This window comes from Candidatus Kaelpia aquatica (assembly GCA_030765335.1).
Classification (GTDB): Bacteria; Omnitrophota; Gorgyraeia; order Kaelpiales; family Kaelpiaceae; genus Kaelpia; species Kaelpia aquatica.
On sequence record JAVCCU010000001.1, the window covers coordinates 60,899 to 78,821 of the forward strand.

At 37.5% G+C, this 17,923-nt stretch carries 20 protein-coding genes; all 20 read left to right on the top strand.

Annotation, left to right across the window (positions count from 1 at the left end):
• The gene (gene uvrA / locus P9X27_00295; GenBank protein ID MDP8252829.1) at positions 1-2,814 is read left to right on the top strand and encodes an excinuclease ABC subunit UvrA; all 2,814 of its coding nucleotides are present in this window, start codon (positions 1-3) and stop codon (positions 2,812-2,814) included.
• A 53-nt stretch (positions 2,815-2,867) separates the two neighbouring features.
• Complete coding sequence (locus P9X27_00300) at positions 2,868-5,264, top strand: tetratricopeptide repeat protein (protein ID MDP8252830.1); 2,397 nt, start codon at positions 2,868-2,870, stop codon at positions 5,262-5,264.
• A 21-nt stretch (positions 5,265-5,285) separates the two neighbouring features.
• Complete coding sequence (locus P9X27_00305) at positions 5,286-5,894, top strand: MotA/TolQ/ExbB proton channel family protein (protein ID MDP8252831.1); 609 nt, start codon at positions 5,286-5,288, stop codon at positions 5,892-5,894.
• Positions 5,894-6,334, top strand: a complete 441-nt coding sequence (locus P9X27_00310) for a biopolymer transporter ExbD (protein ID MDP8252832.1) — start codon at positions 5,894-5,896, stop codon at positions 6,332-6,334. Before P9X27_00305 ends, P9X27_00310 begins: the two co-directional genes overlap by 1 nt.
• Positions 6,331-6,867: a hypothetical protein gene (locus P9X27_00315; GenBank protein MDP8252833.1), complete on the top strand. Its 537-nt coding sequence runs from the start codon at positions 6,331-6,333 to the stop codon at positions 6,865-6,867. Before P9X27_00310 ends, P9X27_00315 begins: the two co-directional genes overlap by 4 nt.
• Positions 6,864-7,097 (top strand): hypothetical protein, encoded by a 234-nt coding sequence (locus P9X27_00320; protein MDP8252834.1) that lies wholly within the window; start codon positions 6,864-6,866, stop codon positions 7,095-7,097. Before P9X27_00315 ends, P9X27_00320 begins: the two co-directional genes overlap by 4 nt.
• 50 nt (positions 7,098-7,147) lie before the next feature.
• Positions 7,148-7,345, top strand: coding sequence for a winged helix-turn-helix domain-containing protein (locus P9X27_00325; protein ID MDP8252835.1), 198 nt, complete (start codon positions 7,148-7,150; stop codon positions 7,343-7,345).
• A gap of 172 nt (positions 7,346-7,517) precedes the next feature.
• Complete coding sequence (locus P9X27_00330) at positions 7,518-7,733, top strand: helix-turn-helix domain-containing protein (GenBank protein ID MDP8252836.1); 216 nt, start codon at positions 7,518-7,520, stop codon at positions 7,731-7,733.
• A 57-nt stretch (positions 7,734-7,790) separates the two neighbouring features.
• Positions 7,791-9,287, top strand: coding sequence for a pilus assembly protein PilM (gene pilM / locus P9X27_00335; GenBank protein MDP8252837.1), 1,497 nt, complete (start codon positions 7,791-7,793; stop codon positions 9,285-9,287).
• A complete protein-coding gene (gene pilO / locus P9X27_00340) occupies positions 9,284-9,832 on the top strand; it encodes a type 4a pilus biogenesis protein PilO (protein ID MDP8252838.1) in 549 nt (182 codons plus the stop codon). The genes pilM and pilO overlap by 4 nt, the downstream gene beginning before the upstream one ends.
• Positions 9,829-10,164 carry a hypothetical protein gene (locus tag P9X27_00345; protein MDP8252839.1) on the top strand — a complete coding sequence of 112 codons (336 nt, stop codon included), beginning with the start codon at positions 9,829-9,831 and terminating at the stop codon, positions 10,162-10,164. Before pilO ends, P9X27_00345 begins: the two co-directional genes overlap by 4 nt.
• A 10-nt stretch (positions 10,165-10,174) precedes the next feature.
• Complete coding sequence (locus P9X27_00350; protein MDP8252840.1) at positions 10,175-11,587, top strand: secretin N-terminal domain-containing protein; 1,413 nt, start codon at positions 10,175-10,177, stop codon at positions 11,585-11,587.
• Positions 11,587-13,308 (top strand): ATPase, T2SS/T4P/T4SS family, encoded by a 1,722-nt coding sequence (locus tag P9X27_00355; protein ID MDP8252841.1) that lies wholly within the window; start codon positions 11,587-11,589, stop codon positions 13,306-13,308. Before P9X27_00350 ends, P9X27_00355 begins: the two co-directional genes overlap by 1 nt.
• Before the next feature lie 5 nt (positions 13,309-13,313).
• Entirely contained in the window at positions 13,314-14,540 is a 1,227-nt protein-coding gene (locus tag P9X27_00360) for a type II secretion system F family protein (protein MDP8252842.1), read from the top strand.
• Between the two features lie 36 nt (positions 14,541-14,576).
• Entirely contained in the window at positions 14,577-14,975 is a 399-nt protein-coding gene (locus P9X27_00365) for a prepilin-type N-terminal cleavage/methylation domain-containing protein (GenBank protein MDP8252843.1), read from the top strand.
• A gap of 44 nt (positions 14,976-15,019) precedes the next feature.
• Entirely contained in the window at positions 15,020-15,403 is a 384-nt protein-coding gene (locus P9X27_00370) for a hypothetical protein (protein MDP8252844.1), read from the top strand.
• A gap of 12 nt (positions 15,404-15,415) precedes the next feature.
• Positions 15,416-16,474, top strand: coding sequence for a type IV pilus twitching motility protein PilT (locus P9X27_00375; GenBank protein ID MDP8252845.1), 1,059 nt, complete (start codon positions 15,416-15,418; stop codon positions 16,472-16,474).
• A gap of 3 nt (positions 16,475-16,477) precedes the next feature.
• Entirely contained in the window at positions 16,478-16,912 is a 435-nt protein-coding gene (locus P9X27_00380) for a type II secretion system protein (GenBank protein MDP8252846.1), read from the top strand.
• Positions 16,890-17,408, top strand: a complete 519-nt coding sequence (locus tag P9X27_00385; GenBank protein MDP8252847.1) for a hypothetical protein — start codon at positions 16,890-16,892, stop codon at positions 17,406-17,408. The genes P9X27_00380 and P9X27_00385 overlap by 23 nt, the downstream gene beginning before the upstream one ends.
• A complete protein-coding gene (locus P9X27_00390; protein ID MDP8252848.1) occupies positions 17,371-17,913 on the top strand; it encodes a hypothetical protein in 543 nt (180 codons plus the stop codon). The genes P9X27_00385 and P9X27_00390 overlap by 38 nt, the downstream gene beginning before the upstream one ends.
• Positions 17,914-17,923 lie beyond the last annotated feature (10 nt).

The following is a 17,923-nucleotide window of genomic DNA, read 5'->3' on the forward strand; positions in this document are numbered from 1 at the left end:
ATGAATAAAAATAAACCTTTTGATAAAATTCTTGTTTTTGGGGCCAAAATGCATAACCTCAAAAACATAGATCTCTCTTTACCGCGGAACTCTTTTATTGTTTTTACAGGTTTAAGTGGGTCTGGAAAATCATCGCTTGCCTTTGATACTATTTATGCGGAGGGACAAAGAAAGTTTGTTGAGAGTTTAACTGCTTATGCCAGGCAGTTTTTAGAACAGCTTAGTAAGCCGGATGTTGATAAAATAGAAGGCCTCTCTCCCACGATCTCCATTGAACAGAAAACTGCCAGAGGTAATCCGCGCTCTACTGTCGGAACCCAGACAGAGATCTCTGATTATCTCAGGCTTCTCTTTGCCCGGGTCGGCGACGTGCATTGTTATAAATGCGAACGGTTAATCCAGCAGCAGAGCGCTCAGGAGATAATAGAGAAGGTACTCTCCTTAGAAGCTGGTGGAATGTTAAAACTTTTTGCTCCACTCATTAGAGGTAGAAAAGGAGAGCATGCCGAACTCTTTAAAAAACTAAAGAGAGAAGGGTTTATCAAGGTTAAAATTGATAATATTCTTTACGATTTAGAAAATCTGCCTCGGCTAGAGAAGAATAAAAAACATATCATAGAACTATTAATAGACAGGTTTACTCTTAGCGTAGGCAATAGAGAGAGGTTAATAGATTCTGTTGAGCTGACTTTAGGATATGGAGGAGGGTTATGTTCGGTAGAATATAACCTGGGAAGGAAAAAAAAGAAAGAGCTCTTTAATCAACACTTTGTCTGTACCAAATGTAATATAAGCTATGAAGAAGTAGAGCCCAGGAACTTCTCTTTCAACAGCCCTTATGGGGCCTGCAGCACCTGCTTAGGACTAGGTACTAAATTGGAGATTGATCTTGACCTGGTAGTGCCAGATAAGAACAGAAGCATTTTGGATGGAGCTATTGAGCCTTGGCGAAAAGGTGGTCGGGGCTACATGTTATATTATAGAAGATTGCTGCATGGATTAGCGGAACATTATAGATTTAGTTTAGAAGTTCCTTTTAAAAAATTATCCAAGAGAATCCAAAACATTATTCTTTACGGCAGCGAAGAGTATATTCATGATAGGAGATATGAAGGGGCTATACCCCTCATAGAGAGGCTGTTTAATACAACGGAGAGCCCTTACTTAAAAGAAGAGCTTTCTAAATATTTAAGTAGCTTGCCCTGCCCGGATTGCGGTGGTAAGAGATTAAAAAAAGAGAGTTTGGCTGTAAAAATAGGCGGCCTCTCCATATCTGACCTCTCAGATCTTTCCGTTAAGAATGCTATAGTTTTCTTTTCAGAGATAAGGTTTGGTTCTATGAAGACCAAGATATCTCAAGGTATCATTAGAGAGATTCTAAGGAGACTATATTATTTAAGCGATGTTGGGCTGGACTATCTTACGATTAACAGGCGGAGCAATACACTCTCAGGAGGTGAATCTCAGAGAATAAGGCTGGCTACTCAGATAGGATCAGGATTGGTCGGGGTTAGCTATATTCTTGATGAACCCACAATAGGGCTGCACCCCTATGATACCGGCAGACTCTTAAAAATATTACATAAGCTTAGGGATATAGGTAATACCGTGATTGTTGTAGAGCATGATGAGCAGATAATCAAGAGTTCTGATTATATAGTTGACCTTGGGCCGGGTGCTGGCAAGAGCGGTGGCGAGGTTGTTTACCAGGGGAATTTTAAAGGCCTTCTTAGATCTAAAAAATCTTTAACTGGAAAATATTTAAGCGGAAATTTACAGATTGAGATTCCTCAGAAAAGAAGAAATTATAAAGATAGGCCTGCTATCAAAATTATAGCTGCAGAAGAGCATAACCTAAAGAGCATAGATATTAAGATATTTTTAGGTCTCTTTGTCTGTGTTAGCGGGGTCTCTGGTTCTGGTAAGAGCACTCTTGTTAATGAGATACTCTACAGGGCTGTGAGCCGCAAGCTTTACCGAAGCAGATTAAAGCCGGGTAAACATAAAGCAATAGAAGGTTTAAATAATATTGATAAAGTTATCGTTGTCGATCAGTCGCCCATAGGGCGTACGCCCCGTTCTAATCCGGCAACCTACACAGGGTTATTTGCTCCGATAAGAGAGTTCTTTGCTCTCTTGCCAGAATCAAAGATCAGAGGCTATAAGCCGGGCAGATTTAGTTTTAATGTTAAAGGCGGCCGCTGCGAAGCTTGCAGGGGAGATGGCGTAAAAAAAATAGAGATGCATTTTTTACCAGAGATATATGTTCCTTGCGGCCTATGTAAGGGCAGTAGATATAATGAACAGACTCTGGATGTAAAATATAAAGGAAAGAATATTGCAGAGATATTAGATTTAACCGTTGAAGAGGCTATAGAGCTCTTTAAAGATATTCCTAAAGTGTATTTGAAATTAAATCTCTTAAAAGATGTCGGCCTTGGCTATATTCATCTTGGTCAACCCGCTACTACATTATCTGGAGGAGAAGCACAAAGGATAAAATTAAGCACAGAGCTCTCTAAGCGCGGAACTGGCAAAACGCTCTATATTCTGGATGAGCCTACTACGGGCTTGCATTTCTCTGATATTGAAAAACTTTTAACTGTGTTACAGAGATTGGTTGATAAGGGTAATACAGTGCTCGTAATAGAACACAATTTAGATGTGATAAAATCTGCAGATTATATTATTGACCTAGGTCCGGGAGGAGGAGATGATGGAGGCAATGTTATTACAACAGGAAGCCCGGAAGAGGTTGCAAAATGCGGAAGATCCCGAACAGGATTATTTTTAAAAGAGATATTGAGAAGATAAATTCGGGATGTTATGATAAGCCGTAAGAGTTGTTTTAGCTATTAATTTATAAAATGAAAAAAATACTCTATTCTCTAGTCCTTGTTTTTATTATATCCTCTTTTTGGTCTTTTGCTTTTGCAGGAGAGGGAGAGGACTATTCTGCCATTAAGCAGAGTTTTAGCGATAACTTCTACAGTCTCACTTTAAACGGTTGTAATGCTTTTTTAAAAAAATATCCCAATTCCGATTTTAAGGAAGATATCTCTTTAATCAAGGGTTTAGCCTTGTTCTATCTTAAAGAGTATTCTCAGGCCGTTGTAATCTTTGAAGCTATTTTAGATTCAAAAGATGTTAGGATAAGGCAGGAGGCTATCTTCTATCTTGGTAAACTCTATGCTTTAAGTATGGAGCATGATAAGGCTGTGAAGCTTTTGACTCAGCTTTTTGAATTAGATGAAGATATTGCTTTGAGCGGTTTAGCCGGCCATGAACTAGGGTTGATTTACTTTAATAAAAGGGACTATAGTAAGGCTGTTGAGTACTGGGAAGAGGTTTTGAAAAGACTGGTTATACCTGAAGATATAAAAGCAGAGCTGGTCCATAATTTAGTTCAAGCATACATTAAGACTGAAGACCTAGATAAAGCTAAAACAGCTATTGAAGATAGTATAGATAGAAATACGGCGGAGTATCATTTTTTGAAAGGCAAGGTAGGCTATTTGAGCAAAGAGTACTTATCTAGCCTCGATAAATTTGATCAAATTGTTCAATCTGATTTTTCTCCTTTTTGGACTCAGAAAGCAGAGCTATCTAAAGTGTGGATCTATATAGATACTGAGCGCTACAGAGAAGCCGAAGAGATTATTTTTTCACTAGAAGACGTAATTTTAAAAGATCTTGAGGACGAGTTGTTTTATTTGAAACCGTTTATATTTTATAAAAAGTCTGAGTTTAGTCCGGCAATAAGAAATTACCAGCGTTTTATCTATAAGTATAAAGATTCTGATTGGCATCAAAGAGCTTTTTTAGAGCTGGTTGATTGTTACTATAATATCAATAAGCTTTTACAAGCAGAGAAGATGGCCTTGCAATTCTTAGCTAAAGAACTCTCTTCTGGTTCTACTGATCGGATGCGTCATATGTTAGGCTGGGTCTATTATAAAAAAGGCGATTTAGAAAAAGCAGTTCTAGAGTTTGAGGCAGTAGCCAATAACAGTAAAGATATAGACTTAAAAATAAATTCTTTATGCAGGGTAGGAGATCTTTTAGCAGAGATGGGTAGGGTTGAAGAAGCAATGGATAAATATAATCTGATTTTAAAGGAGTATTCGGATTCACTCTATGCAGAATATGCACAGTATCAACTAGGCATATATTTGTTTCAGCAAGGAGATTACGCGGGCGCTATTCTAGCCTTCCGTGTTGCTATAGAGAATTTCCCCAAGTCATTATTGCTTGATAAAGTACACTTCTATCTTGCAGGGGCCTATTTTAAACAGGGTGATTATGAAATGGCTTTAACTGAGGTTGAAACTTTTCTTAGTTCTCAATCTGAAGAAGACTTCAAAAAGAGAGCCTCTATTCAAAAAGCAGCCTTACTTTATAATCTTGGGAACTATAGAGAAGCTGAAGAGTTTATCAAGAGCAGTGAGATGTTGGCCCTTGATCCCTACGCCCATTTCGTTTTAGCTAAAATATATTTAAAAGATAAAAGATTTCAGGATGCAGATAGAGAATACGATTGGCTGAAAGAGAATTTAGACGATCCGGATATGCTTGCATACTTCTATTTTTATAGAGCCGAATTAGATTTCTATCTTAAAGAATGGGACAGAGCCTGTGCTAATTTCCAAAATGCTTATCAGATAGCCAAAAAAGATCATCTCAAAGAACAATCTTTGTATTGGCAGGGTTGGTGCCATTACAATAAAAATGATCTAAAGAAAGCTTTTGACATGTTTGATATTTTAAAAGACTCAAAAACTCTTTCTCAAGAGGCAAGATATAATATAGCTTTGATCTTCAACGCGCAAGGCAGAGCTGAGCAGGCTATAAAGATTTTAGAGGTTATAGTTAGCCAAAAAGAGCGTTTTAGCAGGCTTGCAGCGCTAAAGCTTGGCGATATTTATAAAGAGAGAAATGATCGCCAAAGAGCACTGGAGCAATATCGCAGCCTGGAGGTCTCTCCTTACGATATAATTGCTGCCGAAGCCAGTTTTAATATCGGGGAAATTTATGAAGTTGAGAATAAGGTTGAGGAGGCTATCCTGCAGTATTTAAGCCTCTCTGCCTTGTATAATGTAGATCTATCTTTTGTGAATAAAGCGAGGGTTCGGTGCGCTAGGTTGTTGGAAAAAGAGGCCAGATATGAGGAGGCAGAAAAAATTTATAGAGAGATAGCCCTTACATCTTCTGAAGAAGCTATATATGCTAAGGCAAGGTTAAAAAAAATAGAAGAATTAAAATAAAGGAGGCAGTATATGTGGAGCATGATTAGAGAAGGCGGACCGTTAATGTATCTTATACTCTTATGTTCTGTTGTTGCATTCGCGGTGATTATCGAGAGAATTATAACTCTAAGCAGAGCTAAAATAGATGTCTCTGCCTTTATGGATAATATTCTTGATGCTGTTAGGAGAAATAGAATTATGGCTGCAATAGAGATGTGCGATAGAACCTTTTCTCCTGTTGCAAGTATTATAAAAGCAGGACTGCTTAAGCAGTCTGCAAGTAGGCAGGAGATCAAAGAAGCTATGGAAGAAGCTGCCTTAGTTGAGGTTCCAAAGCTCGAAAAGAATCTCAATATCCTTGCAACTTTAGCTCATGTAACTCCGCTGATAGGTCTTTTGGGTACTGTTACGGGTATGATCCAGGCATTTCAAGTCATTCAAGAGAAAGCCGGCGCATTGAGCCCTGTTAGTCCGGGAGATTTGGCCGGAGGTATTTGGGAGGCTCTAACTACTACAGTAGGAGGTCTCTCTGTAGCTATTCCTACTCTTGTAGCTTATAACTTTTTGGTTACAAAAGTAGATGGTTTTGTTATCAATATGGAGAGAGCTTCAACAGAGCTGGTGCAGGTCGTGAAAGGAGAGAAGTAATGAGACCTAAGGCTGGAAATTTTAGATCCGGCGGATTTAATATTCCCCGTAAAACCTGCTTGCTAAAAGGAGATATAGATATTACGCCTCTCATTGATTGTGTATTCCTTCTGCTTATATTCTTCATGCTTTCATCTTCTTTTGTTAAACCTGCGGGTATAATTGTTAATCTTCCTAAAACTGCAACAGCAGAGGTTTTAAGAGAAGAGAAGTTTGTTATAGTTATAACAAGCGATAACATAATACGCCTGGAAGAAGAAGTGGTTACCATAGACGACTTAAAAGAGGTTTTGGCTCAGAGAAAACAGAAGATAGATTCTTTGCTCATTAAAGCTGATGAAGAGTCTTCTTTGGGTAAGATTATTGAAGTTTGGGATATGTGTAGGGAGCTTGGAATTGAGAAATTGAATATTGCAACTTTACAGACAAGGATAGATTGAAAGTCTCTGTCTTAGCTATTATTCTCTCCTTTCTTTGGCATAGCATCTTTATTTTTTTAATTCAACCAGATTTTCTTAAGATAGATGCTGACTTTGGTATTCCCAGGATAAAATTCTGGGGAGAGGTTTTTCAAAACATTCGACCATATTCCAATATACAGACAGCAGATAGAGAAGAGATATTTTTCTTAGAAGAGCTATTTAGCTCAGAAATTGACCCAGAAATATTTTCCAAGAAGCCCCGCAGTGTTTCTTATCAGCCATTGCTTTCGGTAAAGAGTGAACCAAATTTGCAGGATAGAGGTTTAAATAGGCAAGATGTGAAGGAGTATGTTGTAGTTTCATCCAGCCTGGGAGCTCAGGGATTGAGCTATGCTGTTGAAATCGATGATAATTCACAGCCCATTATGGTAATAGCAAATACAATGAGCGGTGATTTTATTCAGGATTCTGAAAATTGGATCAAAATGAAAACGGGATTCTTTTATTCTCCGACTAAGCGAGAGATTCTGTTTTCCAGAGAGAGACTATGAGCCTTCAATTAGAATGGATAATATTCTCATTCTTGTTCTTACCCCTTGCAGTTATTATTCTACTTTGGCTGCTTTCATATAGAGAGAAAAAAAGTAGAAGCCAATTTAGGAAAGATAATATTTTGGAGTGTGAGATATGCTATGGTGTCTATAAGGCAGACAGCAAAGACGAGATTAGCAAATGTCCTTTTTGCGGCAGCTATAATAAAAGAGAGCCGGATACTTTTTAGTTTATTTTTTTACCTTTTTAAGATAAAATTAATTTAACAAGGAGAAATATATGATTACCGAAGTCGGAATAGTGGCTGGAGAGATTTGGAACTATCTTGATAAAAACGGTAAGGTTTCTCTTAGAAAGCTCACTTCAAACATAGAGAAGCCCAAAGATGTAATTCTTATGAGCTTGGGCTGGCTGGCCAGAGAGGGCCATGTTGTTTTAGAAGGGAATAAAGACTATAAGATAAGTCTGAGGGAATAAGGTTCTTCTTACTCTCCATCATCCAATCTGTTTGTTTAAAATATTTTTGTAGAGATGCTATATTATAATAAAAATAATTTCTTGACAATAGAGTTAAAACAAGTTAAAAAGAAGATAGTACATATGGGTTAGGTATTATAGGAGTAAATTGAGTTAAGAAGAAACGAATATTATGGGTAAGTTAATGGATGTTAGTGAACTGGCTGATTATCTTAAGCTCGAGAAGCAGACTATATACAATTGGTTGCATAAAAAGAAAATATCAGGTATTAAAGTTGGCAGGGTTTGGAGATTTGACAAGAGCAGCGTTGATGAGTGGTTGAATTCACGCACAGTCCCAGCTAATCCTGGAGAAGATAAAAATACAAAAACACTTTTTGATAAGTAGTTACATAGTTTTTGAATAGGTGGTTAACGAAAATATATGTTAATCTAATAAAATATTATGGTAAAAGTAACTACAACAATAGAGATCAAGAGAGATATTCTGCGGATTACGCAACTTAAAAAAGGTTTAAAAGATATCTCGCTTCTTGGATATGTAGAAGAGAAGCTCCCTTTTGTTCCTGCTTTGGACCTGAATGAGAATGTAGAGTTAGTAATTGCAAAGCTTAGGGCTCTCTTTCAGAAACTCCCCTCCCGGGCTAAGAGCTCGATATTCATCATTCCAACATCTGAGGTGATGCTTAGATTTTTCGACCTCCCTTATTTAGGTAAGAAAGAGAGGGTGGAGGCCATAAAATACGAAGCGCAGAAGTATATCCCTTTTGCCATAGATGATATTGCCAGTGATTTTTATATCCCTTATGAGGTTAAGAATAAAGAGATGCGTGTTGTCTATATGGCTGTAAAACACGAAGCCCTTGATAGGTATGTCCGCATAGCCTCTAAGTTGGGTATAAATATTTCTGCTATTGAACCCTATCCTTTTAGCGTACTGAGAGCGCTGTTTACTTCAGGAGATTTAAAAGCAAAAGACTTTGTATTGGTTTTAGATTTAGACTATGCGGGTTCAACCATACTTGTTACTCAAGGACTCAATCTTTATATTGCCAGAGATTTTATTGTTTCAACTGTCTCAGAGATAACCTCAGCACAGGTTATGAACAAAATAGTGTTTGAGATCAACCGCACAATTGACTATATGATTAAGGAGTTTCCCCAGCAGTCGATACAAGAAGTGATATTAACTGGTGAGGTTGCCAATGAAGAAGTCCGCGAGAGTCTAATGAGTGCTCTCAATGTCAATGTTAAACTTGCGTCCCTTGAAAACAAAGTGGCGGTTGCCAAGAAAGATATTGTTAGAAAACATCTTGGTATTATTGGGGCAGGTTTGAGAAGCCTTATAGGTTATGATATCGATTTGGATTTTTTTTCGGATTATAGAGGCGTGGGAAAGCAGGGAAAAGGTTTCAGAATTAAAGACCTGGTTCCTAAAGAGCTTATTCGTGATCTAATTTTAATGTTTCTGGGTCTTGCTATGAGCGGATTCTATCTTAAATATCAAATGCAGTCCGTGGAAGAGATAGGACAGAGCGTAAGTATACCAGTTGGCCTAGAACGTATGAGTCATAATAAACTAAAAAAAGATATAGAAGAATTAAAAGAAAAAAAGACTTTTCTAAAAAATATTTTATCTCAAAAAATACAGTTTTCAGAAATCTTTGATTTTATACCTGCCAATCTAACAGCAGGTATCTGGCTGGATAGTTTAGAAATTAAGAACGCAGATAGAGCTGGCTCTATGGAGTTGTTATTATCGGGTTATGGTTATGACACGGGGGATAAAGGTGTGGATTTGATATACAATTTATTAGATAAGATGAATAGCTCTAAAGAGTCTAAAAAATTATTTAAAGATATTAAGGTTGTTGATGTAGGTAAAACATCATTAGAGGGTTTTAATGTTATTGAATTCTCTCTCAAGGCGGTTATGAGATGAATACAAATCTATTGTATAGAAAAATTAATTTTATAGTGTTTGTAGTGTTGTTAATTGTGTTTTTGGGCGGTTTTTATAATATCAGCGTTAAACAAAATTTGGCTTCGATGAATGAGATTGTTGACCAGATTACAGTAAAACAGCAACTGCTATCGGTGTATTCAGAAAAGATTAAATTGGAAGGAGAGTTAGTATCTTTAAATACTGTCTTTCCTCAAAATACTGACTCGCGTTGGTTGATGGTCATTCTTAATGATATGGCAAAGAAGGAAAGAGTTGAAATAGTCACGGTTCGTCCCATGTCTGTCGTTGGCGCTACCTTTCATGATAAGATAAAGGTCTCTGTGCACCTAGAGGGCTCTTATCATCAGCTAGGTAGAATGATGGCAGCTATAGACAATACTGCTAAATATATTCAAGTAGAGGAATTGAAAGCTTACCCTGTAAAGCAGGGAAGTTCTAGTAAAAAAATGCCTCAAACAGCAGATGGTAGCGCTAGGCTTAACTGGCAGATGATTATAGGGAGCGTTGTGCCTAAAATATGAAAATTTTAATGATCATTATAGCTGTAATTTTATTGGTTTCTATCCAAGTCTATGCTTCTGAAATAGAATACAGCGGTGGTAATTTTAGAGATCCATTCAAATCTTATCTCCCGGAATCTAATCTTTTACGGCCTACTTCTAGCACTGTAAAAGGACTGTCTCAGCTGCAGCTTAGCGGTATTATGTGGGGAGAGGGTATGCCTTTGGCTATAATAAATGGCAAGGTATATAAAATAGGAGATGCTATTCTAGGTACAAAGATTATAGAGATCAACAAACAAGGTGTTTTATTGAAATATCGAGAAGAGAGCTTTATCTTAAAACCTAAATAGGAGGTATATTATGAAATTTTATCGAAATATTGTATTAATTTTTGCAATATTAATTATGGTTTCATCTTCTCTGTTTGCCCAAGAGAAGATTGATTCGCTAGGTAAAACAATATCTTTAGATTTTAAAGATGCAAGTCTTAAAGATATATTAAAAGTGTTTTCAATGCAGTCAGGTCTCAACTTTGTTGCCAGCGACAGGATCGAAGATAAAAAGCTTACGCTCTACATGGAGAATGTTCCAGTGGACAAAGCGCTTGATACTATATTAAAAGCCAACAGCCTTACTTACTTTCAGCCTCCCGACAGCAATATATTTGTTGTAAAGAAGCTGAATGTTCCTGCAGTAGAGACTATGACTCGAATTTATAGGTTAAATTATGCTGATCCTGCAGAGATAAAGGGGTTGTTTGAGGGTATGAGCGTTGCTGGGCAGGTTCAAGAGACGACTGCAGAGGGAAATGTAGTTACAAGCTCTTTCTTGCAAGGCATTCTTTCTGAGTATGGGAAGATTGCATCTGATAAAAGAACTAACAGCTTAATAGTGACCGATATTCCTTCCCGTTTTCCGATGATAGAAGATGCAATAACTCAATTAGATCAGCCTACACCTCAAGTTATGATAGAGGCAGAAATATTAGAGGTCTCAACAGATTATATGGAGGAGATAGGCATCTATTTTGAAGATAGCGGTATGATTCAAATTACTGGGTCTGAACTAGCAACAAGATTTCCATTTAATACAAAAGGCCGTTTCAGTGGTTTAACAGATTCTACTTCTGGTTACGGTACTATATCAGCCGTTGGGTTTGATCCTTTACTGAATTTACTTAAACAAAATCAAAAAACGAAAGTACTTGCCAGGCCTAAGATTTTAACTTTGAGCAATCAGACTGCAGAGATAAAGATTACTGCAGATACAGCTATTGGTACAAGCACTACAGATACTGACAGCAGTGATTATACGGAAGCAGAAAGAATGGAGACAGGTGTAAAGCTTATAGTTACTCCTATTGTAAATAAAGATAGCTTTGTTACTATTGATATTGTTTCAGAAGTGGTAGATCCAAAACAATCAGCGTTTTTTGATGATTATGTGGATCCCCATACACGCTCAGCCAAAGCTACGATAAGAATAAAAGACGGAGATACTCTTATCATGGGAGGTTTAATCAAAAGAGATGAAGATATGACAGTTCGTAAAGTTCCTTTTTTTGGTGACATCCCTATTATAGGCAAAGTTTTTCGTCACACTTATAAGTTAAATGAGAGTAAGGAACTCATAATATTTATTACTCCACATATTATAAAGGACTCTTATTATAGTATGACCCAGGCTTCAGATTCTATAGAGAGAGAATTTTCTGTAGACAATAGTGCTAGCAAAGAAGAGGTTGTTGAACAGACACTACAGGAGTTTAATTAATGGCGATAAGAGAGAAAGTTGGTGAGATCCTGATCAAAGAGGGCTTAATTACAGAGGAAGACTTTAGTCAGGCCATGGAGCATCAGAGGAAGAATGGTGGCAAGCTAGGCGATGTTCTAATGGCAATGGGCTTTGTTACCGAGAAAGAGATAGCGGCAGCCTTAGGTAAGCAGCTTGGCATATCTTATATAAGTATAGCCAGCGGTAATCTACGTCCTGCTCATGATCAAGGCTTAGAAGCCTTGATATCTGAAGAGGTAGCAAGAAAATATCTAGTATTGCCGATATCAAGAACATTTAACTCTCTCACTATTGCAGTAGTTGACCCTCTTGATTTTATAACAATAGATAATTTAGGAAAGATCACAGGCTGTGATATCAACTCTGTTATTACAACAAAAGCCGAAATCGTACAAGCAATCGATGAGTTTTATGGGCCACACGATGTTTTTAAAGAGGCTATAGAAAGCTCATATGAGAAAAAAGCAAATAGCGTTACGCTTAATTTAGAAGATACTTCCGAAGATGATACAGCAAGCCTAGATCGCCTTATTGCAAAAGCAGAAGAGGCTCCGGTTGTTAAGTTAGTTGATCTAGTTATAAGGCAGGCTATAGACGAGGGTGCCAGCGATATACATATAGAGTCTCTAGATAAGAAGATGAGGTTACGCTATAGGGTCGATGGAATTCTTCAAGAGAAACCCCCTCCAGCACCGCATTTAAAACTTGCAATAGTATCACGCATAAAGATACTTTCTAAACTCGATATAGCCGAGAAAAGGCTTCCCCAGGACGGTAGCTTTGTATTGAAACTCGAGAATAAACTTGTTGATTTTAGAGTCTCTGTTGTTCCAACTATCTATGGCGAAAAGGTTGTTATAAGAATATTGGATAGGTCTCAATTGCCGCTTGATTTAGCACAGCTTGGCTTGAGCACTAATCAGCTTGAAATTTTTAGAGAGGCTATTAATCAACCCTACGGGGCCATATTCCTTACTGGTCCTACAGGAAGCGGAAAAACAACAACACTCTATGCAGCGTTAGAGGAGATAAATAGTCCGGATAAGAATATTACAACTATTGAGGACCCTGTTGAATATCGGCTTGATGGTATAAATCAAGTCCAGGTTAAGTCTCAGATAGGATTGACTTTTGCCAATGCGCTAAGATCTTTTTTAAGACAGGACCCGGATATTATTCTAGTTGGTGAAGTCAGAGATTTAGAGACTGCAGAGATATGCGTAAGAGCAGCATTAACAGGTCATTTAGTGCTGTCTACTTTACATACAAATGATGCTGCATCTGCAATTACACGTTTAATGGATATCGGTGTTGAGCCTTACCTTTTAACACCCTCTCTGTTTTTGGTTGCAGCTCAGAGATTAGTTAGAAAACTTTGCTCTAACTGTAAAGAGGCATATGAGCCTACAGCGGATATATCGAAGCGTCTTAAAGTTAATAAAGATTTGATATTTAGAGCCAAGGGTTGTGATAAATGTAGATGGACAGGCTATATTGGAAGAGCAGCTATATATGAATTAATACCGATAGATTCCGATATACGCGATATGATTGCCAGGCGGGCCGATGCTCAAGAGATAAAAAATTTAACTGCTGAGAAAGGCTTCTTAAACCTCTGGGACAGCGGTATCTCTAAAGTTGAAGAGGGTATCACAAGTATAGAGGAAGTTTTAAGAATAACGCTCATAAAAGAAGGCTAATCTAAATGGCGACTTATATCTATAGATGTAGAACTCCCAAAGGCGGAATCGAAAAAGGGAGTTTAGATGCAGCTGATAAAGATAAAGCGGTAGGCCATCTTCAAGATAGAGGTCTGGTCATCGTCTCCTTAAAAGCTAATGTGGAGCTTTTAAAAACTAAGCAAACATCTAGAACTAAGCGTTTTCGCATCAGAGTTAAAATCGATGATTTGGCTTCTTTAGCGCGGCAGCTTGCTACGCTCCTTGACGCAGGAGTTCCCTTGCTTAGGTGTCTAGAGATTGTAAGAGATCAAGTCGAAGTAAAATCTTTATATAATGCTCTGGAAAAAGCTAATAAGGATGTTGAAGCAGGTGAAGCTTTAAGCGCAGCACTTGCAAAACACCCCAAGATATTTACAGATTTTTGGGTAAATCTTATTTCTACAGGCGAGACCAGCGGTCAGCTTCCTTTGGTTTTAATGCAGCTTTGTGAGTATATGGAGTCTACTGCAGCATTACAGAGAAAAATGATATCCGCTCTTATCTATCCAATTCTTCTTTCTGTAGCATCTACAGCGGCTTTAATTGTCTTCTTAACTATTGTGGTGCCGATGTTTACTCAGCTCTATAGCTATTTTGATGCTGATCTTCCAATGCTTACTCAAGGAATAATGGTAGCAAGTGATATTATGAAAAAATGGACGCCGCTTCTTTTAATAATGTTTGGCGGGTTTGTATTTTTTATCATAAAGTTTAAGGCCAGCGAAAAAGGCGAAGTGCTTTTTGACAGATTAAAGATTAAAGTCCCTGTTTTAAGTGCTCTATTTTTTAATATTATACTATATCGTTTTAGCAGTGGTCTTTCCATGCTGCTTAAGAGCGGTGTACCCATTCTTTATTCTTTAGAAGTTGTCTCTAAAGCGGTTGCTAATAAAATTTATGAGGGTATCATCGTTCAAGCAAAAGATAAAGTTAGAGAAGGCGGTTCTCTTGGCTCAATCCTTGAATTATATTATCAGGAGTTTCCGCCCTTTGTAACTAATATGGTAAAAATAGGCGAGGAGAGCGGCAGCTTGCCCAATATGCTTGGGCATTTGGCGGATTATTATCAGGAAAAAGTGGAGACTATCGTAGAGCGTCTTCCTTTTATAGTTGAGCCGGCTATAATTTTGACGGTAGGCGGTGTAATTGGAATAATAGTAGTTGGAATGTTTCTGCCTATATTTGGACTTGCAACAGCAGTTGATATGTAAGAATATAAAGGAGATAATAAAAACAGGAGGCGTAATATGAAGCGAAAAGGTTTTACCATGCTTGAGATTTTGATCGTTATTATTATCATTGCAATCTTGGCAACATTTGGAATACCTCAGTATCTTAAAGCATCAAAGCGTGCTATAGCATCTGAAGCAATAACAACAATCGGTGCAATAAGAGGAGCCATAGCAAGATACAATCTGGAGTGGAATGATGTTCCCGTCTGCGTTGAGGGCGACTGTGATAATTTAGATATAAGCAATCCTAATGCTGTTGCAGGTACAAATTTCAGCTATGTGATAGATGATGGTGGTATAGAAACTTATAAAATTACTGCTACAGGAGGCGTTGAAACTCGTGCTGCTGGGATATGCGTTCAATATGATTCAAGTACCGGTGAGATAGATCGTGAATCCGCTGATTGTTCGTAGTAAGCGGCAGTTAAATATATATTGACCATGCTTTTGGGATGCAAATGTTATTTTTAAAGAAAAACAATGCTCTTACAGTTTTAGAGCTTATAGTAGTTGTTGTAATAGTAGGGTTGCTTGCTGCTATTACGGTGCCAAATTTTAGCAAAACTCTTGCTAAAAGCAGGGAGAAACTTGCAAAATCCAACTTACAGATGATCTTAAGTGCCCAGAAATTATATAGAGCTAGCAACGATAGTTTCTATGAGTCTGAATCTGGTGGTACAATTTATATAGAGGAGATAAATAAAGCATTAAATCTAGATATAGAAGATAAATATTTTGATTATGAGGTAGAATATAAGGATGATTATGATTTTGAAGCTAGAGCTAAAAGTAAGATCAATGACAACGAATATGTAATAGGACCAGAGGGATTTATAGATTAAAGCGAGGTTTTTATGAAAGAGAGAATGGATGACTATCTTAAGATGACTGTTGAAAGAGGTGCAACTGATCTTCATATGACCGCTGGAAGACCCCCGCAGCTAAGGATAGACGGTGAGCTGGTATTGGTAGATGAAGGGCCTCTTTTGCCCGAAGATATAGAAGAATTAGCTTTTTCTATCCTTGGCGATACTCAGATTGGGTATTTTAGAGCCCAGAAAGAGCTTGATACATCCTATGGTTTAAAAGGTATAGGCAGGTTTAGGATAAACCTTTTTTACCAGAGAAGCTCTGTGGGGTGCGCTATCAGGTTTATTCCTTTTAAGGTGCCTATGATAGAAGATCTAGGTCTTCCTTTAGGGCTTAAGGAGTTTTGTGATAAATCATCCGGACTTTTTCTTGTTTGTGGACCTACAGGGTGCGGTAAGTCAACAACTCTTGCAGCTATGATTGAATATATGAACCAGACTCGAGGTTGTAATATTGTGACCGTTGAAGATCCGATAGAGTATCTACATAAACATAACAGATCAACGATAAATCAAAGAGAGTTAGGGCGGGATACCCATTCTTTTGCAGAAGCTTTAAAGCATGTGGTGAGACAGGACCCGGATGTTATTATGATAGGAGAGATGCGCGATTTAGACACTATGCAGGCAGCGATTACACTCTCTGAGACAGGACATCTTGTTTTAGCGACTCTACATACAGTTGATACGACTAATTCAATAGCAAGAATTGTAGATGTCTTTCCTTCTTTTCAGCAGCAGCAGATACGCTTACAGTTATCCTTGGTGTTGTTGGGCGTGATAGTTCAACAGCTGATACCCAGAAGAGATAGCAAGGGGCGTACATTAGCCTATGAGCTTATGAGGGCAACTCCTGCGATCAAAAACATGGTTCGAGAGAATACGCTCCATCAGATATATTCAGTGCTTCAGACGGGTAGGAGTGAGGGTATGGTTACGATGAACCAGTCTTTGATAGAATTACATCGTAAAAACATCATCAGCCGTGACGAAGCTATCAAACGTAGCGCTAATCCGGAAGAACTAAGACGGATAATTCTTTAACAGATGACCTTTTTTTTAAATAATAAGAGAATAGGTTTTACACTTCTTGAGGTGCTTATGGTAGTAGTAATAATTTCTATTTTAAGCACTTTAGGCTTTGTTCAATATAGCAAAATTATAGAGAGACAGCATGGACGCAATGCACTTGCTTATCTAAGAGCTATACGAGGTGCTGAAATTAGTAATTATATAGATAACAAAGAATTTACGAATAATATCGACGATTTAGATTTAAGTTCTGGCGTGTTTGATGCCGATAATGATTTTGATATTTCAATCTCGACTTCTAGTGATTCTTTTACAATAACTGCAGAAAGAAAAGGTAATACTTTTCTGGGATACTTAGGAAAAAAAATTGTTCTTACCGTAACGGTATCAGATCAGGGGATAACAACAGATATAGAGACTGATACTGATGATGTATATAAAAACCTTTAATAATATGCAGAAGAAAAATAGTGTTACACTTATGGAGCTTATAATTGCAATGTCGATCGCGACATTTCTTATTGGTGCGGTTATAACATATAATTTGATAGGAGAAAAGTTTTATCATTCCACAAGTAAGCAGGCAACTTTGTTAAACGATGCTCAATATTTAATGCGGCAGATCGGGAAAGACTTTAAAGAAGCAGAGGATGTCAAATTTATCAATAATACTGCAAAGGTTGCCTCTATTGATTCAGGAAAAACTATAGAATATGAGTTTGTTGAAAGTGCAAGAGAGATCAGGTATTCTAATAGTGCGAAAGATATTGACAATGAATTATTTGCTTCCAATGTAGAATTATTTTCTATTGAGTACCCCGATCCAGATAGAGATAATTTTGTAAGAGTTGAAATACATCTTTTGATGGGTGAAATATCTAATGCAAAAACAAAGGAAGAATCACATTATGTTACAACGTTCTGTTTGCGTAATAAAGAGCCATAAAGAAAAATCTACAATTCTAGTATTTGCAATTGGCATGGTAATAGCAGTTGCTATCTTATCTACTGCAGTTATGATGCTTGCTACATCTCAAATATTTTTAATGGAGACTCAAAAAAAAGAATTGAAATGTTATTACGCAGCAGAAGCGCAAATACGCTGGGCGGCTTCTCGTTTGCAGAAAGATCCCAGCAACTACGATACCATTCCTGTTTATACGATAGAGGATGCAGAGGAAGTTGTTCTTAAAATTATTTCTCTCCAAGACTCTCTTAATACGGTAGACTTACAGGCAATGATAGAAGCTAATGAAAGTAGTGCTACAGATAGATTTGAAATTAAGGCGTATGTTCAGTATCAAGGTGTTTTTGGCAAAAAGGCATCAGCTGTACGGTTAGACGCTGTTGTAGAAAGAAAGGTTGAGAGGCAGGGTTTGTCGCAAACTTTTGATATTACTACTAGCATAAAAGAGTGGCAGGAAATAAGGCCTCCAGAACCTCCGGAATAACTGTAAATGA